We start from the raw sequence: 26,620 nt of genomic DNA, 5'->3' as shown, positions 1-26,620 counted from the left end.
CATGTCAGAGCAATTCGAACCGTCCGAGCGGGCGGAAGCGGAAGAGCGGCTCCGCAAGGCCGGCTACTCCGAGGCCGACGTCCAGCGCGAGGTCTCCGAGCTGGAGCAGAAGTCGGCGACCGCCGCCCGCATCTTCGACCTGCGCCGCATCATCGGCGGCCTGTTCGTCCTCTACGGCGTCATCGTCACGATCGTCGGCATCACCGACGGCGACGCGGAGATCGACAAGGCCCAGGGCATCAACATCAACCTGTGGACGGGCCTGGGCATGCTGGCCCTGGGGATCTTCTTCCTGGTCTGGCTGAAGCTCCGCCCGTCGGTCCCGCCGGCCCAGCTGCCCGTGGAGGCGCTGGAGCCGAAGGACTGAGGAAGCCCTCTTGTGCGGGCGTACGGGGCCGGATTCCGCGTGGGTGTCGGGGTCCGGCCCCGTACACATGGCGGGGTCCGGGTGGAGGCGGTGCACCCGCGCAGGCCTCACCCGGCGGCGAAGAGGTCCTCGGGTGTGGCGACGTGACAGGCGCGCTCCCGCCAGTCCTTCAACTGCGCCAGGTCGTCGGTCTCCTGCAGCCTCCGCAGGACAGACCCCGACACGTCGATCCCCCGCCAGAAGAAGAGCCGCAGGATCACCGACCGCTCCAGGCTCACCCGCACGCTCTCCTCGTAACTCGACACCGGACTACGGGAGGGAGCGACCGGCACGGCGTTCATCGACGCGGAACCCCAGCTGAAAACGCTTCGAACGCTTTTCCGTAAGGTGGAGGAGGCGACGCTCGACCCTTGCGCGTCCCGCGACTTCGTCCACCGCCTGTCGAAGGAACTGTGAGGCGTCCCCATGGTTGAGGCACTGCACTGGCAGAAGTCGACGTACTCGGGAGGCGCCGAAGGCAACGCCTGCGTCGAACTCGCCGCCTCCCCCACCCACGTCCACCTCCGCGAGAGCGACACCCCCGCCACCGCTCTCACCACCTCCCCCGTCGCCCTCGCGCATCTCCTGAAGGGCATACGCGCGGGCGTGACCGTCAGCGCAGTTTGACGAGCTGGGCGTCCAGGAGTGCGGCCGGGATCGACGGCGTGCCGCTGAGGTACGCCACCGTGTCGCCGGAGCGGAGGATCACGGCCTTGGCCGGGGTCTTCCCGCCGGCCCGCTCCACCGTGGCGCCCAGGCCCATCGCCTGGTCGGTGCCCTCGGGGGCGAGTTCCGGGGCGACCTTGCCGAGCCTGTGTTCCACGCCGTCGACCGTCGCCGTGAAGCCGGCCGCGCACTCGTCGAGGGCCGTGCCGACGGCGTCCATCGCCGTTTGGGCCTGGTCAGAGGCGTACTCGGCGAGGACCACGGTGACCGTGGCGCCCCCGCCGGACGCCTCCCGCACGACCGTGGACACCGGCTTGCCGACGGGCGTGCCGGACAGGGCCTGGGCCAGCGGGGCACAGGCGTTCTCCGTCACCCGCACCTTGTGGCGGTCTGCCGCAGTGGACACCGTGAAGCCGTCGGCGTCCCCGGCCACCAGCGCCGCACTGCCCGGCCCGCCCGCACGCGTCGTCGCACCCGGCTGAGCGGTGGGCTTCAGCAGACCGTCCGTGCTGCCGCCACCGCTGTCGCCCGCCGCGGCACATGCCGACGACAGCGCACACAGGACCAGCACCGCGCCTACCCGTGACCGACGCATGCCCACCTCTCCGCTCGAATCATCATCCGTCATGCCGTCCAGCAGTAGACGTGCTGCTCCGGCGACCTCTCCTCGCGGATCAGACGGATCAGACCCTGAAGGATCTGCCGAGCAACGGATACGTCGATCGGAAACCCGTCCTGCGCCTTCTTCCCCGACCACCAATTCGCCATTTCGTCGATCTGGGTATCCGAGAGGGACGCCAGCTTTCCCAGCAGATCGGCCGACAGGAGGAATACGATCACCCCGTCCTCTTCCTCGGCGAGGATCTCAGGAATGTTCCGGTCGAGGAGGTCGTCGAAAGTGCTGCCGGTGAGATGCGCCTCCCAATCGAGCAGCGCCTCCTCTGCGTCGAAATTTCCGAGATCAACGGACCGGAGTGACGCGCCGGGTCCGTGCGCCAGGGAACCGGCCGCGTCCGTCGGTGACGCGACGAAGAATCTGACGATGCTGCTCATGCTGCACTTCCCTAGGCCTTCCAGCCATTGAGTGAGGAGGAACCGGGCAGTCGGCCGACCGCGACGACGGAAGACCGACTGCCCACCCGTACCAGTACGGTGGATTTACCCACCTGACGCCTGGGCGTCAACTCCAGAGGATTCCCACTCCTGGACCGTATCTGGGCCCGTAGTCAAAAGCATGCTGACCCCACATGCGACTTGTCGTGAGATCGTACCAGCCGATCCTTGAGACACTCTTTCCGGTATTCACCCAGTCCGGGCCCGGCATACCGCCAGGGGTGGAGAACAGATCCTTGAGTTGAGGGTCGGCATCGGCCAGCTCCTTGACCCGCTTGTCCAGGATGTTTCCCATGATCGTGTTGGCCCGGTTCTTGTTCCGGTCGATCCGCTTGAAATCGGCCTCGGTGTATCCAATGATTCCGTCGTCCCATTCGGCGAGCGCCGTATTGGTGTGCTCGAGCAGACGGGCTGCCAACGGGTCGGGGTTGGCGATGTCGTTGCCGTTCATGTCGACGACACGGGCTCCGCAGTTGTGGACGAGGACCGCGGTCCCGCCCGCAAGCACGTAGTAGGTGTGCAGGTCGCTGACGGTGAGGTTGTGGACCGTGGCCCGTCGGGTCGTCCACCGCTCCACCGCCGTGACCTGGACGTAGGTGCCGGCGCTGGTGCGCAGCCACTCGCCCGACTCCAGATCGGTGGCATCGACCCACTCCCCCAGTTCGGGAACCCAGAACGGGTGTCCCTCGGTGGCGGTCACCTGGGCGGTCGTCGTACCGTCGCCCACCGCGATGGTCACCTTGACCAGGTGCTTGACGCCCGTGCCGACGATCTCGGCGGTGACCGTTTCGACGGCGGTCTCGCCGGTCTCCGGGTCGGTCGCCAGGACCTTGTCGCCGTTCTCTACGTCCTCGATCGGCTTGGCGGTGCCGTCGGCCATCAGGACAAGGGTGCCGGGGACGAAACTGTTGGCCTCCTTCTTGGAGCAGCTGCCACCCCCTCCACCGCCGGACGGCTCGTCCTTGTCCTTCGCCGCCTTCGCCTGCCGTGGCTTCGGCTCCGACTTCTTCGCCGCCGCCTTCCGCGCCTTCTGGACCGCGTTGCCGGTTTTCTGTGCGGCCTTCTTGGCCTGCCGGGTGGCGGCTTCCTTGGCCTTCTTCTTCAGCTGTGCCGCCAGCGCGGCGGCCTTCTTCTTGGCCGCGGCCGCCTTGCGGGCCAGCTCGCGGGCCTTGCGGGCCAGTTCGAGGACCTTGCGGGCCTTCTCCTTGGCCTTCATCAGGGCGTTGATCGCCTTCGCGATCCGGTACGCCGCCTTGGCCACGCCGAAGGCCTTGTACGCCTTCGTCCAAGGAATGGCGTTGAGGAACAGATCACCGCACGCCCAGACGTCACCGCGGGAGAAGCAGCCCACGACGCTGTCCCAGCCGACGAACTCCTTCAGGGCCGCCCAGCCGATGGACAGGATGATGTCCGACACCGAGGTGTTCAGCGTCTTCTTCGCCGCGGCCTCTTCGGACGACGACGGACCCCCGTACTCCGAGCTGCCGCCCTCCGACGCCAGACCGGACGGGTCTGCGTAGGTGACCGGGTTGTTCTCGCAGTAGACGTAGCCGTTCATCTGGACCGGGTCGGCCAGGTCGAGGACCGGGTCGGCGGAGAGGAAGCGGCCGGTCGTCGGGTCGTACTCGCGCGCGCCCAGATGGACCAGGCCGCTGCCCGTGTCGTCGTCGCCGCCCACGTAGCTCAGGTGCGAACGCCAGGTACCGGGCTCCGACCGCTTCCCGCCGAACGGATCCGTCTTGGAGAACTTGACCTTGTTGCCCGACGTCAGCGCCACATTGACGTACGCGGTGCCGTTCTGGTCGGCGACCTGGACGGACAGTTCCGCCGTGCCCGCGCCCTGCGCGTGCCGCATCACGGTCGGGGCGCCCGGCTGGGAGTAGTAGCGCTCGGTGTAGGCGGGACCGCCGGCCGCGTTGACCGAGATCGTCGCCTCGCCGAGGTACAGCGTGCGCTCGGTGGCGGAGATCGCCATCAGGCGTGATCCGTCACCGCCGTAGACGTACTTGGTCTCCTTGTCCGGCACCCACGACTGCTTCGCCGACCCGTCGCACGTGTACAGCTGGAGGTCCGTGCCGTCCGCCGAGTTGGAGCTCGGCACGTCCAGGCACCTGCCCGACGAGACGTGCTTCAGGGTGCCCGTCGAGGTCGCCGTCCACTGCTGGGCCGCGGCGCCCGTGCAGTCCGCGAGGACGACCAGGGTGCCGTTGGCCGTGCCGCCGCCGGACGGGACGACGCACTTGCCGAGGATCTTCAGGGCGCCCGTCGACGGGTCCGCCGAGGAAGCCGAGTCGATGCGCAGCTTCTGCGCCTTGCTGCCGTTGCAGGTGTAGAGCTGAAGGGCCGTACCCGCCGTGGTCGAACTGTTCGACAGATCAAGGCACTTGTTCGCCAGGCCCTTCCACGCGCCCGCGCCGTTCTCGCCGAAACCGGTCACCTTCTCGACCTGGCCGTCCCAGGTCCAGGAAAGCGCCTGCTCGGAGCCGTCGTACGTGCGGGTCAGCGTGTTGCCCGCGTCGTCGTACGTCAGCGCCGTCGCCTTGGTGACCTGGGCACCGGAGTCCGCCTTGTAGGTGGAGGACATGCCGGTCAGCGTGTGCGGCTGGGTGCCGTCCGCCTTGCCGTAGACGTAGTCGGTCGTGGCGTCCTTGGTGATGTCCAGACCGGGGTCGTGCTCGACGAGCTTCTTGCGGTTGCCCATCGCGTCGTAGGTGTACGACTGCCAGTAACCGCTGTTCGCAGCCGTGACGTTGGTCGTGCCGTCCGAGTACTTCGGCGCCGCCGTGGTCTTGCCCGTCGCCGTGCAGGACGCGGGAGCCGTCCACGCCTCGCTCAGCTGCCCCAGCGCGTCGTAGGTGAAGCACTGGCGGTCGGTCGTCGAGTTCGCGGTGTCCGCGATCGACGTGACGTTGCCGGCCGGGTCGTAGGCGTAGGCGCGGGAGTTGACGCGGTGGCCGGTGACGGCCGTGGTGTCGCTGGTCGACTCGCGGTCGACGATGCTCCGGGTCAGCTCACCCGTCGCCTCGTCGAACAGGTTCGTCGTCCAGACCCGGTTGGGGTTCTCGCCGCTGACCGTGCGCAGGACCTGGCCGTACGGGGAGTAGGAGGTCTGCGCGGTGTACCAGGCCAGGCCGGAGGTCGAGACCGGCAGGCCGTCCTCGTTGTAGCGGACCACCACCCTCTCGGCGGGGAGGGTCCCCACCGACGGCAGGTTGACCGCCTCCAGCAGGCCCGAGGCCGAGTACTCGTAGCTGTACGCGTACTCCTTCTGCAGGCCGTAGGAGAGTGCCACCGACTCGGGGATCGAGATCCTCTGACCGGTCGGCTGGTAGTCGGCCGTGTAGCCGGTCACCGCCGTGGTGTACGCCAGCCCGTCCGTGTAGCGGGTCTGCGAGGTGGCGAGCCCGACGCCGCCGATCAGCGTGTCGTAGGTGGCCTGAGCCAGCAGCTTGCCGGTGGCGGAGTTCTCACGCTGCTCGATCGGACGGGACAGCTTGTCGTAGACCGTGTAGACGGCCGCGTTCTCGTCGGTGACCAGTTCCGGACGGTTGAGGAGGTCGTACCGCGTCGTGGTCGTGCCGGTGTCCGGGTCCACCGACTCGATCCGTCGGCCGCGGGCGTCGAACTTCCAGGTCCACAGGTTGCCCTGCGAGTCCTTCGCCTCCACTTGGTCGCCGCGCTCGTCGTACTTGTACGTCGTCGAGCGGTACGCCGCCCGCAGCGCGTCCGTGAAGGTGTCGACGCGGACCGTGCGGCCCATGGCGTCGGACCAGGTGCGCTGGGCGGCGGCGCCCTGCGGGTTGACCACCGTGGAGTTGTCGAGGCCGTACTCGTAGCGGGTCGCCTTCGTCGGGACCTCGGTGCCGTTGAGGTACGGGGTCTCGGTGAGGGTGCGGCCCAGGCCGTCGTAGGCGTAGAGCGTGGCGTTGGGGACCTGGTAGTCCGAGGCCAGCTCGAACAGGACGGTGGAGGGGTCGTCCTTGTCGTAGTAGGCGTTGTTGGTCTGCTTGATGGTGCCGTTGGCGCTGTACAGGGTGTCGGTGATGAGGCGTCCGCCGCCGACCGCCGGTTCCTGCTTCTGGCGTTCGCGGCCGAGGCCGTCGTAGATGACGGTGGAGACGCCGTAGTCGCCGGTGTCGGTGAGGGACTCGGTGGTGATCGAGACCGGCCGGCCGATGGTGGTGTCGTAGGTGATCTTCGCCGAGGGGGACTTGGACGTGGCGCGGTTGGGGTTCCACACCTGGGTGGCGCGGCCGAGGGCGTCGTAGGTGTAGGTGGTGACGCGGCCGTTGACGTCCTCGTCGGTCAGGGCCACGCCGCGGCCGGGTTCCAGCGTGCTGGTCTCGCTCTGGTTCAGCGCGTTGGTGGTGGTGATCCGGTAGACCTGCCCGGTGTCCGGGATGTAGGTCGTGACGTCCTTCGAGTCCTCGTTGTTCGCGATCGCCAGGGCGTTCTTCGTGGACGTCGTGCGGCCGTAGGAGTCGTAGGTGACCTCGGCGTCCTTGACCCAGCCGCCGCCGGTGCCGGTGACGGCCCAGGTGGCGGTGGCGTTGCCGGTGGTCGGGGCGGCCTGGTAGGCGAGGCCGTCGTAGGCGACGCGGGAGCCGTCGATCCAGTCGGCGGCGGTCGCGGTGGCCGCCTGCGCGCAGGTGCCGGCGGTGGTCAGGGTCTGCGTGGGCAGGCCGATGAGGTGCTTGGCGGTGTTGTGGACGTACGACATGACCGTGCAGGTGTCGTCGTCGGTGTTGTTCGCCGTGGAGTCCGACGACCAGTCGTTGTACTCGTCGACCTTGGTCGGCAGGCCGTAGGTGTCCTCGTACTCCGTCACCGTGCGCAGGACGCGCACGGTGCGCTTGTCGGTGCCCTCGCCGGAGGAGCGGGTGTAGGTGAGGGACTCGGGGGTGAGGACCCGCCAGGCCTTGAGGTCGGGGATGCCGCCGGAGCGGCTGCGGGCCGCGAGCTTGACCGCCTTGGGCTTGTCGACCGTGCGGGTCAGCCAGGTGGAGGCGGTGGCGGAGGCGTAGGTGAGGGACTCTGCGACGCGGCCGGCGAAGGGCTCCTCGTCGGTGGCGACGGTGGCGCCCTCGGAGTCCTTCACCACGACCGAGCGGGTGCCGCCGCCGGGCAGCGGGTCGCCGTCCATGCCCCGGAAGAAGCGGGTCTCCGTCATGCCCCGCCTGGTGGACATGTACGGGGTGTCGCTGTCGTCGCCGGTGTAGGTGCGGACTCTGGCGAAGCCGCGCCACTGGTCGTAGGTGCGTGTCTTCTTCTTGGAGAACTCGGCCTGGTTCAGGGCCCAGGCGGCGTCACCGAGGTAGTCGTACGTCGTGGTGATCGGGTCGAGGCCGTTGAGGGCGGGCTGTTCCTGGACCTTGTCGACGACGTACTTGTGGAACCAGTCGATGGTCTCCTTGTCGGGGTCCGCGTTCCAGTACGCCGGGAAGCACAGGCCGACGTTCGATTCGGGCTTGGGGAACGCGCCGTCGACCTTGCAGGCGTCGGTCCTGTAGGTGACGACGGTCTCGCCGCCGTACTCGCTGACGACGCGGGCGATGCGCAGCCGGTCGAAGGCCGGGTTGGGGTCGCTCGTGCCGCGCTTGACGCGGTTGGGCATCGAGACGCTGTTGGCGAGGAACTCCACCGGGTTCAGCGCGATGGCCTCGCCGTCGGTGCCGTAGCCGGTGCGGGTGATCGACTCCAGCCACAGGGCCGTGCCCTCGTCGGTGAGGTCGGCGGGCAGGGACTGCTGGAGCGTCCAGCTGTCCAGCTTGGTCAGCTCGGTGGAGCCCTGGGTGCGCTGCGTCCACGTGGTCACCTGGGCGAGCCGCTTGCGCGACCAGAAGGTGGGGACGGGGACGTAGCACTCCTTGCCGGCGGCGCAGTACAGGTCGGCCGGGGTGTCGTACCAGATGCGGTTCCTGGCGAAGTCGCCGGAGGCGAAGTTGTCGTTGTCGTCGCCCTCCGACGTGCAGGCGATCTCGCCTTCCTTGAAGCAGCGCTCGTCGACGTCGAAGGTGACCTTGGAGATCGGGGTGGCGTACGGGTCGGCCGAGGTCAGGCCGTACTCGATGCGCTTGAGGTAGCCGCCGCGGTCGTAGGCGACGGGCGTCTTGTACTTGTTGTTGCGGGCGTAGTGGTTGGTCTCCTTCGCCCACCACAGCGTCATGGCGTTGCCGTTGGTGTCGACGACGTAGTCGAGGTTCCAGCGCCAGGCCTGGTCGCAGAAGGAGCCGGCGAAGTCGCCCGCCTTGTAGCAGGGTTCGCCGTCCTGGTTGCCGGCGACGGGCGCGGCGAACACCGAGTTCGTCACCGGGTCGCCGCTCGCCCAGTCGGCGGCCAGCTTGTGCTTGCCGAAGTAGTACTGGGTGCCGTCGCGGGTGGTGACCCGCCAGTACTCGCCGTCGGCGTCGCCGTTGCCGAGCGTGCTGTCGCGCAGCAGTTCGACGCGCGAGCCGTCGCCGTTGGCGGTGACCCACTTGTCGCCGTACGGACCGCTGCCGTCGGGCAGGACCAGTTCGGTCGTCGTGCCGCCGAGCGTGAGTGTGGCGTTGTACGAGCCGAAGCAGAGGTCGCTGGTCTTCTTGGTGTTGTTGCCGTTCGTCTGGTCGTCGCGGCAGGAGGTGTATGTGCGGGTGATGGAGCCCGCGTTGTACTCCCAGCCGTCGCCGATCCAGGAGGGCTGGTTGTTCGAGGCGGACGTGCGGCCGTCCACGACCTGCGAGTTGTAGCCGAAGGACACCGACGGGGACGGGCCGCCGGGGACGCTCGGGGTCTGCAGCGTGTACGAGTACGTGAAGGCGCCGGAGTTGCCGCCGGCGGACCAGGAACCGGCGCTGACCAGCGGGGTCGCACCGAAGTCGCCCTTGGATCCGGAGCCGGAGTCGGTGGCGAGGAGGACGGAGGAGCCGGAGCCGTCGGCGGTCGCGGCGGCCAGGGAGGCCAGGCGGGTGCCGCCGCCGGCCTTCGGCTCGCGGTAGACCGCGTCGGTGACCGCGCCCTGCTCGACGGCGGAGGCGGTGGAGGCCGTCGACGCCGTGCCGGTGCCGCCCGCCGCCAGGTCCTCGGTGGCGACGGTCGCCAGGATGCGGCGCTCGTAGACGGGCTTGCCGTCGGCGTCGGTGCCGGTCTGGGCGACCACGTTGTCGGTGGAGACCTCGGTCGGCTCGGCGCAGCCCGCGGTGTCCGGGGTGGTCAGGAAGCACGCCGGGTACTGCACGAACGACAGCCGGTCGGCCCAGTTGGCGCCGTACAGCTCGGAGAAGTCGCTGTAGTCGAGGGCGATGACGGCGTCGCCGCTGGCCTCGGCGGGCGGGGTGACCGTGAGGGCCACGCCCTCGATCGCGGTGGTGGACAGCTCGGTCTGGCCGGCGAGGGAGACCTGCCACTCGCCCTCCAGGGCGGCGGCCTCGGTGGAGGTGGCCGTCTCCGGTGCGCCGACCTCGACGGGCAGCGCGGTGCCGTCGGCCTGGTCGAGCGGGACCAGGGTGCCGGGGGCGAGACCGGTGAGGTCCTTGGTGACGGTGCCGCCGACCGGTGCCGTGACGTCGGTCGGCTCGTACTCGACCGGCTGCTCGGCCTCGGCCGTGGTGAGTTCGGCGAGCTTGCCGCCCTCCTCGCCGTCCGCCTGCTCGACGGGCGGGAGGTCGACGAGGTCGACGCCGCTGCGGTCGTCTCCCGGCGGCAGCGCCGACGCGGTGGGCGCGACGCCCACCATCAGCGCCACCACGAGCGAGCCGACGACGCCGGCCCGTATCCGCGCCTGCCTGCGACGGTCGGCACGCGTGCTCACGCGCCCCCTCCTGCCGCTCCATGACAGCGATCCCCACACAGCGGCAGCCCCCGCGAACACAGTTCCGTCCATTGACGATCACGAATGCTCGGGCACATGTTCACAGAAAGTCAACAAGTCGAATAAGGCTGGTGATCTAGGTCACGCGAGCAATTCACACGGCTAGCGATAAATGCATTCCGGAGGGTTTATCCCGACCAAGATCATGTCAAACGGAGGGTAATCATCCGCCGGGCGAGGGCACCTTGTGATCTTTTGGTCCGACCTGACCTGGAAGTGAACCCGCTGGTCAGCCCCACCCTTGAGACGAACCGGCGGGACGCTTCGCTCACTGCGCAAGGTCACGGAAAGGCAAAGTGGATCGAGCGATGTGGCGCAACCCGCTTCGCATCGGCCATGCTCTGTGCTCGCTTTCCCCGACTTCCGAAAGGAACACGGCGGACGGCTCAGGGAGCACACAGAATTCCGGGCACTCCGGAATTCCAGGGGGAGGGGACGCAGTACCATGCAACGTCGTCGCTTCGGCCTGCCCGCGTCCGGGCGCAGACGGGCAGGGGTGGGCACCCTGGTCGCCGGCGCGCTCGGCGTCGGGCTGCTCGCCGTTCCCCTGTTCGACGATCCGGGCCCCGCGGACTCTCCCGCCGGGACGAAGCAGGCCGCCACCGGCCCCCTCACCCAGGACACCGCCCAGGAGAAGGCCGCCGCCACCGGCAAGCGCGTCGAGGTGACCGCGCTGCGCGACGAGACGTCCACGACCTACGCGCGCCCCGACGGCAGCTTCGAACTCGTCGCCCACGGCGCGCCGGTGCGGGCCCGGGTGAACGGGGTCTGGAAGCCCGTCGACACGACGCTGGCCGAGACGGCCGGGGGCGGGTGGGCGCCCAGGGCGGCGGTGGACCCCGTGGTGTTCTCGGCGGGCGGCGACGCCACCCCCGGCACCGGTGCACGCGGGGCCGCCGCCTCCGGCCGCGGTGCGAGGACCGTCCAGCCGGCCGTCTTCACCGTCGCGCGCGGCGGACGGGCCGTACGCGCCGCCGATGCCACCGAGGGGTACACCGAGCTGGCGACCATGACCAGCGGCGGCCACGAGATCACGCTGAGCTGGCCGGGCGCACTGCCCGAGCCGGTGGTCAGCGGGTCGAGCGCCCTGTACCGGAACGTGTTCGCCGGCGTCGACCTGATGCTGACCGCCCAGGCCAGCGGCTTCAGCCACGTCCTGATCGTGCACAGCGCGCAGGCGGGGAAGGAAGCGGGCGTCTCCGGGCTGTCCTACGGCCTGTCCTCGCCGGACCTGACCTTCCACCTCGACCCGGTCACCAAGGTCGTCAGCGGCAGGGACCGCGACGGCCAGGAGATCGCCGTCTCCCCCACGCCCTACCTGTGGGATTCGGCGGGCCGCACGGCCGTCACCGAGGGCGCGGACCCCGAGCCGGTGGAGAGCCCGGAGCCCACCCCCTCCTACTCGGAGGAGCCCGGCGCCCCCGCCCCCGAGGAGAAGGCCGCCCCCGAGGACGGCCTCGACACGGACGCTCCGCAGGAGTCGGCCGCGCCGGACGCGGCGGAGGAGCCGGCCGCCGGGACCGCGGGCACCGGAACCGCCGGTCCGGCCGTCTTCCGCGACTCCCCGGACGCCGACCCCGCCGTCCTCCGGCAGGCCGCGTACCGCGACGCCGCCGCCCTCTCGGACGAGCAGGTGTTCGCGCTGCCCGGACTCGCCGGCCCCGACCCCGGCACCCACCTCGCCGCCGCCGACGCGAAACTGACCGCGCCCGGCGCCGCCGCCACCGGGCTGTCCCTGGTCCCGGACGCCGGACTGCTCACCGATGACGACACCGTCTACCCGGTCTTCATCGACCCCACGATCTACGGCAAGACGAAGAACTGGACCACGGCGTACAAGAAGTACCCCAGCTCCAGCTTCTACGACGGCGCCAACTACAACAGCGGCACCACCGAGGCGCGGGTCGGCTTCGAGTCGACCACCTGGGGCCTGTCCCGGTCCTTCTTCCGCCTGGGCTGGTCCACCAGCATCAAGGGCGCCCACGTCTCCTCGGCCTCCATCAAACTGCGCGAGACGTACTCCTGGTCCTGCTCCGCGCGCGAGATGCAGGTGTGGCTGACCGGGGGCATCTCCTCCAAGACCACCTGGAACAACCAGCCGGACTGGAAGTCGGAGATCGGCACCAAGTCCTTCTCGTACGGCTACAACTCGTCCTGTCCGGACTCCTACGTCAGCTACGACGCCAAGTCGGTCGCCCAGGACGCGGCGGACGGCGGCTGGTACTCGATGACGATCGGGCTGCGCGCCACCACCGAGGACTCCGCGTACTCCTGGAAGAAGTTCCGGGCCGAGGGCGACAGCGCGCCCAAGCTCACCCTCGTCTACAACCGCAAGCCGAAGACGCCGAGTTCGCTCGCGCAGTCCCCCGGCGGCGGCTGCGACCGCACCACGCCGTACATCCACATCGGCAAGCGCGACCTGACGCTGTCGGCGGTCTCCTCCGACGCCGACGACACCTCCACCCGGCAGGACCTGGAGTACCTGGACTTCGAGCTGTGGCGGACCGGCTACGGCGACAACAAGATCCTCGACAAGAACGTCGCGGTCACCAGCACCGGCAAGGCCTCGGCCGTCGTCACCAAGGACAAGTTCACCAACGGCTACCAGTACTCCTGGCGGGTGCGCGCGATCGACTCCAGCGGGGCCGCCTCACCGTACGCGCCGACCTCCGATCCCTACGTGTGCCGGTTCATCTTCGACAGCTCCAAGCCCAACGAGCCGATCGTGACGTCCACCGCCTTCCCGCCGGCCGACGAGGACGGCTCGGTGTGGTCGACGGTGAAGTTCGGCTCGTCCGGCAACTTCACGTTCGCGCCGGACGAGGACACCGACGTCACCAAGTTCGAGTGGGCCTTCAACACCACGAGCTACACCAGCAGCAAGACGGTCACCGCGGGTTCCTCGGCCACCGTGTCGCTGCCGCCGCCCACGGCGGGACCCAACATGCTCTACGTGCGGGCCGTGGACAGCTCGGGCAACCCGTCGCTGGGCACCAAGTACCTGTTCTACGTCACCCCGCGCGACGCGGCCGACAAGCCGGGCGACACCACGGGCGACGGCATCCCGGACCTGTACGCGATCAGCTCCAACGGCAACCTGCTGATGTACCCGTCCACCACCACCGGTGACCTGCACGTCGGGCTGGAGGCCGGCCATGACGACGGCGTCGGCCTGCTCTCCGACCCGGACCGTGACGGCGAGGACCACCTGCCCGGCTACTGGATGGGCGGCGACGGCAAGCCCGCGCTGATCGCGCACGCCGGTGACGCGCTCGCGGCCGACGGTGTCGGCGACCTGTTCGCCCGCATGCCCGACGGCAAGCTCTACGTGTACCCCGGCGACGGCTACGGCAGCGTCGACATCTCCCGGCGCAGCACCGTCCGGCTGCCGTCCGGCTCGCCCGACCCGGCGACGTTCGACCAGATCGTCGTGGGCGACTACGACGCCGACGGCCGCCCCGACCTGTTCGCCACCGCCACCGGCGGCGAGCTGTGGGCGTTCGAGGGTTACACCGGGGCCACCTTCCTGACGGTCACCAAGATCGCCTCCACGGCATGGCTCGACCGGGACCTCGTCTCGGTCGGCGACCACGACAACGACGGCGCCCCGGACCTGTTGTGGCGCTCCGGTTCCTCCAGCCGCCTCTACCTGCGGTTCGGCGTCAAGGACGGCGCGGGCGGCTCCACCATCGCCTCGCTGTCCACGGCGGCGGCTTCCAGGACGGGCGCCGACGAGGTCTACGCCGAGGGCTGGTCGACGGCCACCGTGCCCGTCACCCACCTGCGCGGCACCCCCGACGTCACCCAGGACGGCATCCCCGACATCTGGGCCCTGTCGAGCGCCGGAAGCATCTGCTTCTACAAGGGCGGCGCGGCGACGATCGGCACGGGAACGGCGGTGATCAGCGGGGACAGCGCCTGGGCCACGACCAAGCTGACGTTCGGCTGACCTCGGGACCGCACCACCGGCCCACCCGGTCGGGCAGTCCGCCCGGCACCGCCGAACACCCCGCGCGGGGCCGGAGTTCCTACGGGAACTCCGGCCCCGCCTCCGCGTTCCGGAGCTCCTGCGTCAGCGGGCCCGCACGGTCCAGCAGGCCCGTCCTCGCCGCCAGTGCCGCCGCCTCCAGCCTCGATCCGACGTCCAGTTTCATCAGGACGCGCTGGACGTGGGTGCGGGCCGTGGAGGGGGCGATGCCCATGCCGGCGGCGATCAGGCGGGTGTCCTCGCCGTCGGCCACGCGGACCAGGACCTCCACCTCGCGGGGGGTCAGGAGCTGGAGGAGGCGCCGGCCCTCGTCGTCGGGCTGGGCCGCGGGGTCGAGCAGTTCGCTGAAGGCGCTCTGCAGGAGCTGGGGAGCCACCGCCGCCTCCCCCGACCGCGCCTTCATGATCGCCCGTTCCACTCCCTCGATGCGCTCGTCATGGCGTACGTAGCCGGAGGCGCCCGCGGCGAAGGCCGCCGCGATGCCGCGCGGGTTCGGCACCGGGCCCAGGACCAGGACGGCCACCTGGGGCCGCTCCCGCTTGATGCGGACGACCGGGTCGAAGAAGCCCGGCCCGTCCGGGGTCGCCGTGCCCAGCAGGCACACCTCGGGCGCCCGGGTGATCACCAGCTCCGCCGCGCCCGCGGCGGGCGCCGTCGCGGCGAGCACCCGGTGCCCCCGCAGTTTCAGCGCCGAGGCCAACGCCTCGGCGAGCAGTCGGTGGTCGTCGACCACCATCAGCCGCACTCCCATCGAGCAACCCCACCCCCCAGTCCCCCCATGGATGCCCGCACGGGCACCCAGGCAAAGCAAGTACCGGCACACGTGCGGACGGGCACGCGCGGACAGACAAAAGGTGCCCCCCGGCACCCCGTCGCCATGCCCCCGGAAGCTACACGCTTGTTCGACGTCGCGCTCCCCCTACCGGCGAGAAGGGCCCGGATCGCCGAAGTTCCCCGCCTGCGGGGGGCGGGGGACGGTACGCGGACGGCCCCGCCCCCTGAGCAGGGGCGGGGCCGTCACGGCGGTGGCGGGACGATCAGCCGGTCGCGCCGAACGCGAGCGCCAGGTAGTCCTTGTCACCGGAGCTGTAGTCGTCCGCGTACACCGCGGCCATGTACAGGTGGCCCTGCGCGTAGATGATCTCGGAGTGCTCGGGCAGCATGCTGCTCTCCGCGTCCCGCACCGCCTCCGTCGACGGGTTCTGGAGCAGCGTCGTCTGCTTGAACGTGCCGCCGTCGATGCTGACGATCTGGCCGCCCTCGTCGTACGGCGGACGCTTGTACGCGATGACGTTCTCGCCGTCCGTGCGCAGCGGGGTCAGCACGTGGCCGTCGCCGGCGTCGGCACGCTGGCCGGTCTGCTTGCCGGTGGTCAGGTCGAAGGCGACGACCTCGTTGGTCCGGCTGTACTCGCCGGTGCCGTCGTGCTCCTCCGTCGGCAGGTAGAGCCGGTTCGGGCCGACCGCGATACCGGAGCACTTCTCCATCTCGGTGATGCCGTCGCAGCGGGCCGCGAACTGCTCGCCCGGCGCGGAGATCCTGGCCAGCAGCTTGCCGGTCTTGTTGTCGATGGAGAAGAAGTCGGAGATGCCGCTGCCGTCCTGGGCGCTGTCGCCGACGTCGGCGGCCACCACCAGCGGGTCGGTCGACACGACGGCCGCGTACTCGATGCCGGCCGCCATCTTGTACTCCGAGAGCACCTTCCCGGAGGCCGGGTCGATGGTCTGGATGTGCAGCTCGCGCGCGTCGTACTTGCCGCACTTGCGCACCGCGACCAGCTTCGCGCCGCCGCCGTAGCCGGCGTCGTAGCAGGTGTCGGCCGCCTTGGGGGACCACAGCAGCTTGCCGGTGGTGATGTCGAAGGCGCTTCCGCCCTCGGTGGCGCCCAGCGCGACGGTGTTCGCGCTGACGGTGACGTTGTCGAAGGTGACCGGGTAGTCGCCGACCGCGACGTTCTTGCGCCACAACTGCTTGCCCGCGTCGAGGTCGATCGCGGCGACCTCGCTGCAGCCGGCGTGGGAGTCCTTGGCGGGCATCTTCGGCTGGAAGACCACCGCGGTCTTCCCGTCCGCCGTGGTCTTGCGGCTGGCCGTGCACACCGGGCCGGGCAGCTTGATCGTCCAGAGCTTCGTGCCCTTGTCGGGGTCGTAGCCGACGATCTCGGCGACGCCCGACTTCACGTACGCCTTCTCGGTCAGCCAGGAGCCGCTGACGACGACGCTGTCGTCGTCGCCGACCGAGGGCGACGGGATCTGGAAGAGGACCTTGGAGGCCGGGTCGCCGGGCACCTTCTCGGTGCCGCCGGCCGACGTCGTGCCGCCGTCGCCGCCGCCCTTGCCGTCACCGCCCTCGCCGCCTCCGCCGGTCGGGCCGGCGGTGCTCGCGGTGTCGTCCTTCTTGTCGCCGGAGTTCGCGAACCAGACGCCACCGCCGATGATCAGCGCGATCGCGACGACGGCCGAGACGATGATCGCGACCTGGGCGTTGACCTTGCGGCCACCGCCGGCGGGCGGCGCCTGCATCGGCACGGTGGGCTGACCGGGGTAGCCCGGGTAGGCCGGCTGGGTCGGGTAGGCGTGCGGAGTCGGGTAGCCCTGCGTGGCCGGCTGACCGGGCTGCCCCGGGTAGCCGTAGCCCGGCTGCTGGCCGTACGGCGCCTGCTGGCCGTAGGGGGCCTGCGGGGCGTAGGGGGCGGGGGGCTGCTGGGCGTACGGGTTCGGCTGGCCCGGCTGAGCCGGCTGGCCGGGGTAGCCGTAGCCGGGGCCCGCCGGGGGCGGGGGCGGCTGGACGGGCGGGGCCGCCTGCGGGTAGCCGTAACCGGGGCCGGCCGGGGGCTGGGGCGGGCCCGCGGGTGTCCGCGGGGGCTGGCCGGGATAGCCGTAACCGGCCTCGGCCTGCGGGGTCTTGCTGAGCTGCGGGCCCGCGGGCGGAGCCGCCGGTGCCGCGGGCGGCGGGGTCCGGGGTGCCGCGGGGGCCGGGGTTTCGGGGGCCGGGGGCCGGGGTGCCGCCGGGGGCTGCGGGGCGGGCGCGCCGGAAGCGTCCTGCGGCGAGGGCGGGGCGTCCTGCGGCTGCGGTGCCTCGGGAGCCTCGGGGGTGCCCTGCGAGGGAGTCGCGTCCTGGGGCGGGGTGTCCTGGGGCGCGCCGGAGGTGCCCTGCTGCTGCGGGGGCTGGTCCTCGGGGGTGCCCTGGGGCGGCTGGTTCGGGGGCGGAGGCGGCGGCTGGGTCATGGTGTGGGTACCTCGGGATGACGCGGGGAAAGACGGGGACGGGAGTACGGGACCTCGCGGACGCGGGGTGGACGGGCGACGGCCAGAGGGCCGCGCGCTCCGGGCCGGGCGGCCCGGGGTGGCGGCCCGGCCGGCCGGCCGTGGCGGACCGCCCCGGCCGGTTTCGCCCGCCTCACTTGCCGTAGGCGAGCATCAGCTTCTCCTTCGAGTCGTCGTTGCCCGCCAGCCGGGTGGAGGAGAGGTAGAAGCGGCCGTCCACCCAGGCGAGGTCGCGGGAGAAGAAGCTGTTCTCCAGCTCGGTCGTGCTCTCCGGCAGCTGGAGCAGCGTCGACGGCGTGTGCGCGGCGCCGGCGGTGGGGATCGACACGACCCGCCCGCCGGCGTCGTACGACGGCTCGACGTAGGCGACGAGGTTGCCGCCCTCGACGGTCACCGGCAGCATCGACTCGTCCGCGGGGGACTTCACGCGCCACTTCTCCTTGCCGGTGGCGAGGTCGATCGCGACGATCTCGTTGGCCCCGGTGGTCGCCTTGGTCGGCAGGTAGAGGGTGTTGGCGTCGGCGGCCGTGCCCTTGCAGCCGGTCAGGTTGCGCTGGAGGATCGCCCAGCCGCACTCGGGGGCGAAGTCCTCGTCGACGCCGACCTGCGAACGGAACGTGCCGTCCGGCTTGAGCGTCGAGATGTTCCAGGCGTTCTTGTCCTTGTTGGTGCTGTAGACGACGAGCGGGTCCAGGGAGTAGGCGCGGGCGACCGTCCAGCCCTTGTCGAACTTCTGGGTCCACTTGACCTTGCCGGTCGCCGGGTCCAGTTCCTGCAGCTCGTCGTGCTCGTCGGCCCCGGTCGCGTCGCAGGAGGCCACGGAGATCAGCTTGGCGCCGCCCGCGAACGCGGTCGGGAAGCAGGCGTCGCCGTACTTCTTCTTCTCCCAGAGCTTCTTGCCGGTGTTCACGTCGTACGCGGTGCCCGACTGCGAGCGGCCCACCATCAGCGTGTTGCCCGCGACGGACAGCTCGATGGTGATGGCGCTGTCGAACAGCGCGCCGTCGGGAACCGTCCCCGTCCAGCCCTTGGCGCCGGTGTCGAGGTCGATCTGCTGGAGCTGGTTGCACTTGGCGCGGTCGCTGGTGCCGTTCATGTACGCCACGACGACCTTGTCGGTCGCCGTCTTCCGCGGGGTGACCGCGCAGATCTTCTGCGGCAGGGCGATGGTGTCCCAGGCGGGCTTGCCGTCGCCGACGCCGTACCCGACGACCTCCTTGTAGGCGGCCTTCACCGCGGTCTTGGAGGTGATCCACATGCCGGGGGCCTCGGCGCCGGAGGCGGGCGCGTCGGGCGCCTCCTTGTACCAGAGCACCTTGGCCTCGCCGCTCTTGCGGTCGGCGTTGAAGTCCTCGGGGTCCTCGCCGCCGTCGCCGCTGCCGTCACCCGGGTTGACGGGGCTGTCGCTCGCCGACGGCTTGCCGTCGTCGCTCGGTCCGGCGACCGGCTTCTTCTCGCCGCCGCCGTCGTCACCGCTCGTGACCGCGAACACCGTCCCGCCGATCACCAGCAGCGCCGCCACCGCGGCACCGACGGCCAGGGCGGGCTTGCCCCTGAAGGGGTTGCGGGAACCGGGCTGCGGGGTGCCGGGGGCGCCGGGGAACTGGGGCGGCGGGTAGCCGTAGCCGGGCTGCTGCCCGTAAGGGCCGGCCGGCTGACCGTACGGCCCCGGCTGCGGCGGCTGACCGTACGGCCCCGGCTGCGGCGGCTGCTGCCCGTACGGCCCCGGTGCGGCCGGTGCGCCGTAGGGGCCGCCCGGCTGGGCGTACGGCCCCGGCTGCGGGGGCTGCTGCGGGTAGCCGTAACCGGGCTGCGGGGCCTGCGGCGGCTGGGCGGGCGGGCCCGGCATCTGCGGCGCGCCGAAGCCGCCCTGCGGCGGCTGGGGCGGCTGGTCCTGCGGTGCTCCGGAACCGTCCTGCGGCGGCTGTTGGTTGGGCGGCTGAGTCATCAGCGTCTCCCCCTCGCTCACTGATTTTTAGCCACGCCCTGAGGCTCGTGACGGGCCCGGACTCGTGCTCGGAAAGTCCCGGACGGCTCTTTCTATCACCCGGCACCGACGGTGAAGGGGCCCGCGTCCGCCGCTGTTCCCAAGGGAGGACCGGGCCGTGATGCCGCCGTTACGCGCCTTCACGCCCCCTTCACGCGGCGCGCGCGCCGCCACCGCGCGCCGGGTCGCGTGCCCGCGCCCGCCCCGCGCGTGCCCGCCGCCCGCCCGCGGAGTCCCCCGACTCCGCGAGGGCGTGTTTCGGTCATGCCGGTCGGTTCACGCGTCCCCTCACGCGTCCTCGGCCAACTCCAGCCAGCGCATCTCGAGTTCCTCCCGCTCGCCGGCCAGGGCGCGCAGCTCGGTGTCCAGTTCGGCGACCTTCGCGAAGTCGGTGGCGTTGTCGGCGATCTGCGCGTGCAGCTTGGCCTCCTTCTCGGAGACCTTGTCCAACTGGCGCTCGATCTTCTGGAGTTCCTTCTTGGCGGCGCGCTGGTCGGCGGCGCTGCGCTCCGGTGCCGCCTTCTGCTGCACGGCTGGCACGGCGGCGGCCGCGGCCTCCTCCATCCGCAGGCGGCGCTCCAGGTATTCGTCGATGCCGCGCGGGAGCATGCGCAGGGCGGAGTCGCCGAGGAGGGCGAAGACGCGGTCCGTGGTGCGCTCGACGAAGAAGCGGTCGTGGGAAATGACGATCATCGAGCCGGGCCAGCCGTCGAGGAGGTCCTCCAGCTGGGTGAGGGTCTCGATGTCGAGGTCGTTGGTGGGCTCGTCGAGGAAGAGGACGTTGGGCTCGTCCATCAGCAGCCGCAGGATCTGCAGGCGGCGGCGCTCACCGCCGGACAGGTCCCCGACCGGCGTCCACTGCTTCTCCTTGCCGAAGCCGAACGTCTCGCACAGCTGCCCGGCGGTCATCTCGCGGCCCTTGCCGAGGTCGACGCGCTCGCGCACCTGCTGGACGGCCTCCAGGACCCGCAGGTTCGGGTCGAGCTCGCCGACCTCCTGGGAGAGGTAGGCGAGCTTGACGGTGCGGCCGACGACGACCTTCCCGCCGGCCGGCTGGCTCTCGCCCCCGGTGCGGGCGGCGTCGGCCAGGGCGCGCAGCAGGGACGTCTTCCCGGCGCCGTTGACGCCGACCAGGCCGATGCGGTCGCCGGGGCCGAGCTGCCAGGTGACGTGCTGGAGCAGCACCTTGGGGCCCGCCTGGACGGTCACGTCCTCCAGCTCGAAGACGGTCTTGCCGAGCCGCGACGACGCGAACTTCATCAGCTCGCTGCTGTCCCGCGGCGGCGGCACGTCGGCGATCAGCTCGTTGGCGGCCTCGACCCGGAAGCGCGGCTTGGACGTCCGCGCGGGCGCGCCGCGCCGCAGCCAGGCGAGTTCCTTGCGGACCAGGTTCTGCCGCTTGACCTCCTCGGTCGCGGCGATCCGCTCGCGCTCGGCGCGCGCGAAGACGTAGTCGGAGTAGCCGCCCTCGTACTCGTGGACGGCGCCGCGCTGCACGTCCCACATGCGGGTGCAGACCTGGTCGAGGAACCAGCGGTCGTGGGTGACGCAGACGAGCGCGGAGCGGCGCTCGCGCAGGTGCCGGGCGAGCCAGGCGATGCCCTCGACGTCGAGGTGGTTGGTCGGCTCGTCGAGGACGATCAGGTCCTGCTCGTCGATCAGCAGCTTGGCGAGCGCGATGCGGCGCCGCTCGCCGCCGGAGAGCGGCCCGATGACGGTGTCCAGGCCCTGCGGGAAGCCGGGCAGGTCGAGCCCGCCGAACAGGCCCGTCAGGACGTCGCGGATCTTGGCGTTGCCGGCCCACTCGTGGTCGGCCATGTCCCCGATGACCTCGTGCCGCACGGTCGCGGCCGGGTCGAGCGAGTCGTGCTGGGTGAGGACGCCCAGGCGCAGCCCGCCGGAGTGGGTGACCCGCCCGGAGTCGGCCTCCTCCAGCTTGGCGAGCATGCGGATCAGGGTGGTCTTGCCGTCGCCGTTGCGGCCCACGACCCCGATCCGGTCCCCTTCGGAGACACCGAGCGAGACACCGTCGAGCAGCGCACGGGTTCCGTACACCTTGCTGACGTTCTCGACATTGACCAGGTTGACGGCCATTTTTCTCCTGCGCATGGGGGTCGGTCAGCCTTCTAGCCTAGGGCCTGCCGGGTGAGGGACGGGACGCGAGGGGATGGTCACTCTTTGTGATGATGTGATCGGGAAGGGGCCGCTACCGTGGAGGACGGGCAGCAGGATCCCGTCCATGGGAGGAACCATGACCGCCGAGTCCGTACAGCACCGCGTCCAGTGGCCGGTGCCGCCGCAGGACGGCTACACCGTGGACGACCTGTTCACGCTGCCCGATCTCCCGCCGCACACCGAACTGATCGACGGGAGCCTGGTCTTCGTGAGTCCGCAGCGAGTTTTCCACGCCGATGTGATCGACCTGCTGGTCACTGGTCTGCGCAGCGGACTGCCGACCGCGTTCAAGGTCAAACGCGAGATGACCGTCGTCCTCGACGACCGCAACGGCCCCGAACCCGACGTCAGCGTGATCCGCGCCGGCGCGGTCACCGGGCCGGACCAGACCAGCTACCGCGCCGAGGACGTGCTCCTCGCCGTGGAGGTCGTCTCGCCGGACTCGGAGTCCCGGGACCGCACGACCAAGCCGCAGAAGTACGCCGCCGCCGGCATCCCGAACTTCTGGCGCGTCGAGCAGGGCGGGAGCGGCGGCGGGCCCGTCGTCCACGTCTACGAACTGGACCCGCTCACCAAGGCGTACGTTCACATGGGGATGCACAAGGACCGGCTCAAGGTCGACGAGCCCTACGGCATCTCCATCGATCTGACCGCCGTCGACGAGCTCTGAGCGGGTCCCCTCTCAGAGCACCGTCGCCCCCGGCACCGGGCCCGACGCCGTGCGCACGCTCCGGCACGTGCCGGACGTCCGCAGCGCCTGCGCGATCCGCTCCGCGGCGGCGGTGTCGCGCGCCAGGAACGCGGTGGTGGGGCCCGAGCCCGAGACGAGGCCGGTGAGCGCGCCGGCCGCCTCCCCCGCGGCGAGCGTGTCCGCGAGTTCGGGGAAGAGCGAGAGGGCGGCGGGCTGGAGGTCGTTGGAGACGGTGGCCGCGAGCGCGTCCGCGTCACCCTTCGCGAGGGCGTCGAGGAGGTCCCGCGAGGCGACCGGCTCGGGGATGCCGCGGCCCTCGGCGAGGCGGTCGAACTCGCGGAAGACGGCCGGGGTCGACAGTCCCCGTTCCGCCATCGCGAACACCCAGTGGAACGTGCCGCCGGTCTCCAGCGCCGTCAGCCGCTCGCCGCGGCCGGTGCCGAGGGCGGCCCCGCCCACCAGGCTGAACGGCACGTCGCTGCCCAGCTCGGCGCAGATCTCCAGCAGTTCGCCGCGGGAGGCGCCGGTGCCCCAGAGCGCGTCGCAGGCCAGGAGGGCGCCCGCGCCGTCCGCGCTGCCGCCCGCCATGCCGCCGGCGACGGGGATGTCCTTGGCGATGTGCAGATGCACGTCCGGGGTACGGCCGTGGCGCTCGGCGAGTGCGACCGCCGCGCGCGCGGCGAGGTTGGTGCGGTCCAGCGGGACGTGGGCGGCGTCCGGGCCCTCGCAGGTGACGCGCAGCTCGTCGGCCGGGGCGACCGTGACCTCGTCGTACAGGCCGACCGCCAGGAAGACGTTCGCCAGGTCGTGGAAGCCGTCCGCGCGCGCGGCGCCCACGGCGAGCTGGACGTTGACCTTGGCGGGCACGCGGACGGTGACGCTCACGCGGCGTTCTCCTGCTTGTTCTCGGCGATCCGGGCGAACTCCTCGACCGTGAGGGACTCGCCGCGCGCCTGCGGGGACACCCCGGCGGCGACCAGGGCCGCCTCGGCGGCGGCCGCCGACCCGGCCCACCCGGCGAGCGCGGCCCGCAGGGTCTTGCGGCGCTGGGCGAAGGCCGCGTCGACGACGGCGAAGACCTCCTGCCGGGAGGCCGTGGTCCTGATCGGCTCCGCCCGTCGCACCAGCGAGACCAGCCCGCTGTCCACGTTCGGCGCCGGCCAGAAGACGTTGCGCCCGATGGCGCCGGCCCGCTTGACGTCGGCGTACCAGTTCGCCTTCACGGACGGGACGCCGTACACCTTCGAGCCGGGGCCGGCGGCGAGGCGGTCGGCGACCTCCGACTGGACCATGACGAGGGTCCGCTCGATGCTCGGGAAGGTCTCGAGCATGTGCAGGAGGACGGGCACCGCGACGTTGTACGGCAGGTTCGCCACCAGGGCGGTGGGGGCGGGGCCCGGCAGCCCGGTCACGTGCATGGCGTCGGAGTGCACCAGCGCGAAGCGGTCCGCGCGCCGCGGCATGCGGGCGGCGATCGTCGCGGGCAGGGCGCTCGCCAGGACGTCGTCGATCTCCACGGCCGTGACGCGGTCGGCGACCTCCAGCAGCGCGAGGGTGAGGGAGCCGAGGCCCGGACCCACCTCGACGACCACGTCCTCGGGGTGCACCTGCGCGGTGCGGACGATACGGCGGACCGTGTTCGCGTCGATCACGAAGTTCTGGCCGCGCTGCTTGGTGGGCCGCACGCCGAGGGCTGTCGCGAGCTCGCGGATGTCGGCGGGGCCCAGGAGGGCGTCGGGGGTGGGGCTGGTCACGGGACAAGGGTACGGGGGCGCGGGGGGGCGGGACTGCAGGTCCCCGGCCGGGGGCTGCGGCGGGCCACGCGTGCGCCGTGCCCGCGGGCGGCGGGCGGCGGGTGGCGGGTGGCGGGCGGCGGGCGGCGGGCGGCGGGTGGCGGGTGGCGGGCGGCGGGTGGTCGATGGACGGCGCGTGTCCGGCGGCGGCGGGTGAGGGGCGCGGGGCGCCGCTCGCCCGGGGTCAGTTCTCGAGGTGGGTGCCGCAGTGGGGCCAGGGGGCGGTGCCCCGGCGGATGTAGAGCTTCTTGGCCCGGAAGGTCTGTTCGGCGGCGGAGGCGTCCTGGGGGCGGCCGGTGCCGCCGAGGCTGTGCCAGGTGCGGGTGTCGAACTGGTAGAGGCCCCCGTAGGTGCCGGACGGGTCCACGGCGTCGGCGCGGCCGCCCGACTCGCAGGCCGCGAGGGCCTGCCAGTCGAGGTGGTCGGCGCCCCGCACGGAGGCCGGCCGCGGCTTCGTGCCGACCTTGACCACCTGCGCGCGCGGCTCGCGCACGATCTCGGTCCGGATGCGTCTCGGCCTCTGCCGGACGCCGTTGACGGTGCGCAGGGCGTAGGTGACCCGCAGCAGCCCCGGCTGACCGGCCCGCTCCACGACCTCGGTGCCCCGGAACAGCGCGGGGTCGTCGGTGCGCCGTACCGGGAAGGGGATCGCTTCCTCCCGCACCTCCCTCGCCCGGGTGATCCGCAGGACCGTGATCGTCTGGCCGTCGCGCGGGAAGCTGCCGGGCGGCACGGACGTGGTGTCCTGGCCGCGCAGGGTGATGCCGGCCTCCTCGACGGCCTCGCCCACGGTCGCCGCGTTGGTGCGGACGGTGCGGGCCCGGCCGTCGGCCATGACCGTCACGGCGCGTTCGGTGCGGACGTCCAGCGCCAGCCCCTCGCGTCCGATGCGCCGGGAGCGGGAGACGGAGAGGTGGGCGCCCTCCGCCCGCACGCCGAGTTGTCCGAGCGCCTCCTCCACGGTGTGGGCCGTCGTCCACACCTCGTGCCGCTGACCGTCGAGCGTGAGCCGGACGGGACGGCCGTGGCGCACGGCGATCTCGTCGCCGCTGTCGAGGGCCGTGCCGAGGGAGGGCGCCACCATGTCGTGCGCCCCGACCCGCACGCCCTCCTCCGCCAGCAGCTCGCCCACGTCGTCGGCGAAGGTGTGCAGGGTGCGCGGCCTGCCGTCGACGGTCAGCTCGATCGCCTTGTCCTCGGCGACGAAGGCGGTGGTGCCGCCCGCGAGGAAGGCGACGACCAGCGCCTGCGGCACCAGCGGGAGCAGGGGCAGCAGCCGGCGCATCGGGGAGTCCGCGCGCTCGGCGTCGCGCGTCCTGCGCCGGCGTGCGGCGCGCCCCGCGCCGACACCGTCGGCGTACGGCGTTCCGGCCGCCTGGCGCGGCAGCGCCGGTTCGGATGACGCCGGCGGCACCGCGGGCACGGTCGACTCGTAGGCGGGCCGGTACGTGTCCTGGTGGGCCTCCGGCGTCCCGTGGCCGACGAGGGCGCCGCCGGGGGTGTGGTCGGCGCCCTGCTCCCAGGGGGCCGACCACACCCCGTGGGCGAGGGTCCCGGCGTTGTGGACGTCGACGTACGTGCCGTCGGCGCCGTACGCGTTGCGCGGGTGATGCACGTTGCTCACGCCGACACGCTCCAGGGGTCCTGGGGTCCGGAGGGGTCCGGATCGGGCCCCCAGAACCTAGCGGAGCGGCCGTCACTCTCCAAAGCGACGCGACTACCCAGGGTGGTGTTCGGATGCGGTGCCCGGTGGTGCCCGCGGGTCAGTAGCCGAAGGCGCGGGCCGTGTTGGCGGCCAGGGCGCCCGCCAGGGCGTCCTCGTCGATGCCGCGGACGGCCGCCATGGCGCGGACCGTGACCGGCACCAGGTAGGGGGCGTTGGGCCGCCCGCGGTAGGGCGCCGGGGTGAGGAAGGGCGCGTCGGTCTCGACGAGAACCAGTTCCAGCGGGGCGACGGCGAGGGCGTCGCGCAGGTGCTGGGCGTTCTTGAAGGTGACGTTGCCCGCGAAGGACATGAAGTAGCCGGCGCGGGCGCAGGTCTCCGCCATCGCGGCGTCGCCGGAGTAGCAGTGGAAGACGGTGCGCTCGGGGGCGCCCTCCTCCTTCAGCACGCGCAGCACGTCCGCGTGGGCGTCGCGGTCGTGGATGACGAGGGCCTTGCCGTGCCGTTTGGCGATCTCGATGTGGGCGCGGAAGGAACGCTCCTGCGCGTCCTTGCCCTCGGGACCGGTGCGGAAGTAGTCCAGTCCGGTCTCGCCGACGCCCTTGACCTCGGGGAGCGCGGCGAGGCGGTCGATCTCGGCGAGCGCCTCGTCGAGGGCCCCGGCGCCGCCGGCCGCGCGCGCCCCCTGCCGGGACCAGCCGTCGGGGTCCCCGTGGACGATGCGGGGCGCCTCGTTGGGGTGCAGGGCGACCGCCGCGTGGACGCTGTCGTACGCCGCCGCCGTCTCGGCCGCCCAACGGGAGCCGGCGACGTCGCAGCCGACCTGGACGACCGTCGTCACGCCGACCGACGCGGCTTTCGCGAGGCCCTCCTCGACCGTGCCGGACTGCATGTCGAGGTGGGTGTGGGAGTCGGCGACCGGTACCCGCAGGGGGGCCGGGAGCGGCGGCGCCGCGTTCTTGTCGGCGTTCGAAGGCATGCCCCGATCCTACGGAAGGGGCACACCCGGCCGTCGGCCGCCGA

The 26,620-nt window shown here is 71.7% G+C and carries 16 protein-coding genes; 4 read left to right on the top strand and 12 right to left on the bottom strand.

Features of this window, described 5'->3' with window-relative positions:
• Window position 1: 1 nt before the first annotated feature.
• Window positions 2–367 carry a hypothetical protein gene (locus tag AB0N31_RS06985; protein ID WP_366057320.1) on the top strand — a complete coding sequence of 122 codons (366 nt, stop codon included), beginning with the start codon at window positions 2–4 and terminating at the stop codon, window positions 365–367.
• Between the two features lie 107 nt (window positions 368–474).
• Here the strand turns inward: AB0N31_RS06985 and AB0N31_RS06980 are convergent, their stop codons facing one another.
• Window positions 475–672 (bottom strand): hypothetical protein, encoded by a 198-nt coding sequence (locus AB0N31_RS06980; RefSeq protein ID WP_366057319.1) that lies wholly within the window; start codon window positions 670–672, stop codon window positions 475–477.
• Between the two features lie 160 nt (window positions 673–832).
• On the opposite strand from AB0N31_RS06980, the gene AB0N31_RS06975 reads away from it, so the two are divergent.
• Window positions 833–1,033, top strand: a complete 201-nt coding sequence (locus AB0N31_RS06975) for a DUF397 domain-containing protein (protein WP_366057318.1) — start codon at window positions 833–835, stop codon at window positions 1,031–1,033.
• On the opposite strand, the gene AB0N31_RS06970 is transcribed toward AB0N31_RS06975, so the two are convergent.
• The 3 genes from AB0N31_RS06970 to AB0N31_RS06960 form a co-directional block, all read right to left on the bottom strand.
• Window positions 1,020–1,667, bottom strand: coding sequence for a hypothetical protein (locus AB0N31_RS06970; protein ID WP_366057317.1), 648 nt, complete (start codon window positions 1,665–1,667; stop codon window positions 1,020–1,022). The genes AB0N31_RS06975 and AB0N31_RS06970 overlap by 14 nt on opposite strands.
• Before the next feature lie 29 nt (window positions 1,668–1,696).
• Window positions 1,697–2,125 (bottom strand): hypothetical protein, encoded by a 429-nt coding sequence (locus AB0N31_RS06965; RefSeq protein WP_366057316.1) that lies wholly within the window; start codon window positions 2,123–2,125, stop codon window positions 1,697–1,699.
• A gap of 127 nt (window positions 2,126–2,252) precedes the next feature.
• On the bottom strand, window positions 2,253–9,974 hold the full coding sequence (locus tag AB0N31_RS06960; protein ID WP_366057315.1) for a ricin-type beta-trefoil lectin domain protein: 7,722 nt from the start codon (window positions 9,972–9,974) through the stop codon (window positions 2,253–2,255).
• A 505-nt stretch (window positions 9,975–10,479) separates the two neighbouring features.
• Between AB0N31_RS06960 and AB0N31_RS06955 the strand changes: the two genes are divergently transcribed.
• Complete coding sequence (locus AB0N31_RS06955; RefSeq protein WP_366057314.1) at window positions 10,480–13,983, top strand: DNRLRE domain-containing protein; 3,504 nt, start codon at window positions 10,480–10,482, stop codon at window positions 13,981–13,983.
• 79 nt (window positions 13,984–14,062) lie between these two features.
• On the opposite strand, the gene AB0N31_RS06950 is transcribed toward AB0N31_RS06955, so the two are convergent.
• The 4 genes from AB0N31_RS06950 to AB0N31_RS06935 all read right to left on the bottom strand — a co-directional run bounded on the left by AB0N31_RS06950 (window position 14,063) and on the right by AB0N31_RS06935 (window position 21,369).
• Window positions 14,063–14,773 carry a response regulator transcription factor gene (locus tag AB0N31_RS06950; RefSeq protein WP_366057313.1) on the bottom strand — a complete coding sequence of 237 codons (711 nt, stop codon included), beginning with the start codon at window positions 14,771–14,773 and terminating at the stop codon, window positions 14,063–14,065.
• Window positions 14,774–15,059: 286 nt separating this feature from the next.
• Window positions 15,060–17,249, bottom strand: coding sequence for a PQQ-binding-like beta-propeller repeat protein (locus tag AB0N31_RS06945; RefSeq protein ID WP_366057312.1), 2,190 nt, complete (start codon window positions 17,247–17,249; stop codon window positions 15,060–15,062).
• Between the two features lie 172 nt (window positions 17,250–17,421).
• On the bottom strand, window positions 17,422–19,236 hold the full coding sequence (locus AB0N31_RS06940) for a PQQ-binding-like beta-propeller repeat protein (protein WP_366057311.1): 1,815 nt from the start codon (window positions 19,234–19,236) through the stop codon (window positions 17,422–17,424).
• A gap of 327 nt (window positions 19,237–19,563) precedes the next feature.
• On the bottom strand, window positions 19,564–21,369 hold the full coding sequence (locus AB0N31_RS06935; RefSeq protein WP_366057310.1) for an ABC-F family ATP-binding cassette domain-containing protein: 1,806 nt from the start codon (window positions 21,367–21,369) through the stop codon (window positions 19,564–19,566).
• Window positions 21,370–21,514: 145 nt separating this feature from the next.
• Between AB0N31_RS06935 and AB0N31_RS06930 the strand changes: the two genes are divergently transcribed.
• On the top strand, window positions 21,515–22,120 hold the full coding sequence (locus tag AB0N31_RS06930; protein ID WP_366057309.1) for a Uma2 family endonuclease: 606 nt from the start codon (window positions 21,515–21,517) through the stop codon (window positions 22,118–22,120).
• Window positions 22,121–22,132: 12 nt separating this feature from the next.
• On the opposite strand, the gene AB0N31_RS06925 is transcribed toward AB0N31_RS06930, so the two are convergent.
• The 4 genes from AB0N31_RS06925 to AB0N31_RS06910 all read right to left on the bottom strand — a co-directional run bounded on the left by AB0N31_RS06925 (window position 22,133) and on the right by AB0N31_RS06910 (window position 26,576).
• Window positions 22,133–23,026 (bottom strand): 4-(cytidine 5'-diphospho)-2-C-methyl-D-erythritol kinase, encoded by an 894-nt coding sequence (locus tag AB0N31_RS06925; RefSeq protein WP_366057308.1) that lies wholly within the window; start codon window positions 23,024–23,026, stop codon window positions 22,133–22,135.
• The gene (gene rsmA / locus AB0N31_RS06920) at window positions 23,023–23,895 is read right to left on the bottom strand and encodes a 16S rRNA (adenine(1518)-N(6)/adenine(1519)-N(6))-dimethyltransferase RsmA (protein WP_366057307.1); all 873 of its coding nucleotides are present in this window, start codon (window positions 23,893–23,895) and stop codon (window positions 23,023–23,025) included. Before rsmA ends, AB0N31_RS06925 begins: the two co-directional genes overlap by 4 nt.
• Window positions 23,896–24,118: 223 nt before the next feature.
• Window positions 24,119–25,471 carry a ubiquitin-like domain-containing protein gene (locus tag AB0N31_RS06915; protein ID WP_366057441.1) on the bottom strand — a complete coding sequence of 451 codons (1,353 nt, stop codon included), beginning with the start codon at window positions 25,469–25,471 and terminating at the stop codon, window positions 24,119–24,121.
• A gap of 226 nt (window positions 25,472–25,697) precedes the next feature.
• Window positions 25,698–26,576, bottom strand: coding sequence for a TatD family hydrolase (locus tag AB0N31_RS06910; RefSeq protein ID WP_366057306.1), 879 nt, complete (start codon window positions 26,574–26,576; stop codon window positions 25,698–25,700).
• Window positions 26,577–26,620: the final 44 nt, after the last annotated feature.

This window comes from Streptomyces sp. NPDC051051, assembly GCF_040682975.1.
Taxonomy (GTDB): Bacteria; Actinomycetota; Actinomycetes; order Streptomycetales; family Streptomycetaceae; genus Streptomyces.
Note: the sequence above shows the minus strand (reverse complement) of the source record. Positions and strands in the feature narration are given on the sequence as shown.

Coding starts and splice junctions, on each gene's coding strand:
- AB0N31_RS06985 (WP_366057320.1), top strand. CDS start 2: ATGTCAGAGCAATTCGAACCGTCCGAGCGGGCGGAAGCGGAAGAGCGG.
- AB0N31_RS06975 (WP_366057318.1), top strand. CDS start 833: ATGGTTGAGGCACTGCACTGGCAGAAGTCGACGTACTCGGGAGGCGCC.
- AB0N31_RS06970 (WP_366057317.1), bottom strand. CDS start 1,667: ATGCGTCGGTCACGGGTAGGCGCGGTGCTGGTCCTGTGTGCGCTGTCG.
- AB0N31_RS06965 (WP_366057316.1), bottom strand. CDS start 2,125: ATGAGCAGCATCGTCAGATTCTTCGTCGCGTCACCGACGGACGCGGCC.
- AB0N31_RS06955 (WP_366057314.1), top strand. CDS start 10,480: ATGCAACGTCGTCGCTTCGGCCTGCCCGCGTCCGGGCGCAGACGGGCA.
- AB0N31_RS06950 (WP_366057313.1), bottom strand. CDS start 14,773: ATGGGAGTGCGGCTGATGGTGGTCGACGACCACCGACTGCTCGCCGAG.
- AB0N31_RS06945 (WP_366057312.1), bottom strand. CDS start 17,249: ATGACCCAGCCGCCGCCTCCGCCCCCGAACCAGCCGCCCCAGGGCACC.
- AB0N31_RS06940 (WP_366057311.1), bottom strand. CDS start 19,236: ATGACTCAGCCGCCCAACCAACAGCCGCCGCAGGACGGTTCCGGAGCA.
- AB0N31_RS06935 (WP_366057310.1), bottom strand. CDS start 21,369: ATGGCCGTCAACCTGGTCAATGTCGAGAACGTCAGCAAGGTGTACGGA.
- AB0N31_RS06930 (WP_366057309.1), top strand. CDS start 21,515: ATGGGAGGAACCATGACCGCCGAGTCCGTACAGCACCGCGTCCAGTGG.
- AB0N31_RS06910 (WP_366057306.1), bottom strand. CDS start 26,576: ATGCCTTCGAACGCCGACAAGAACGCGGCGCCGCCGCTCCCGGCCCCC.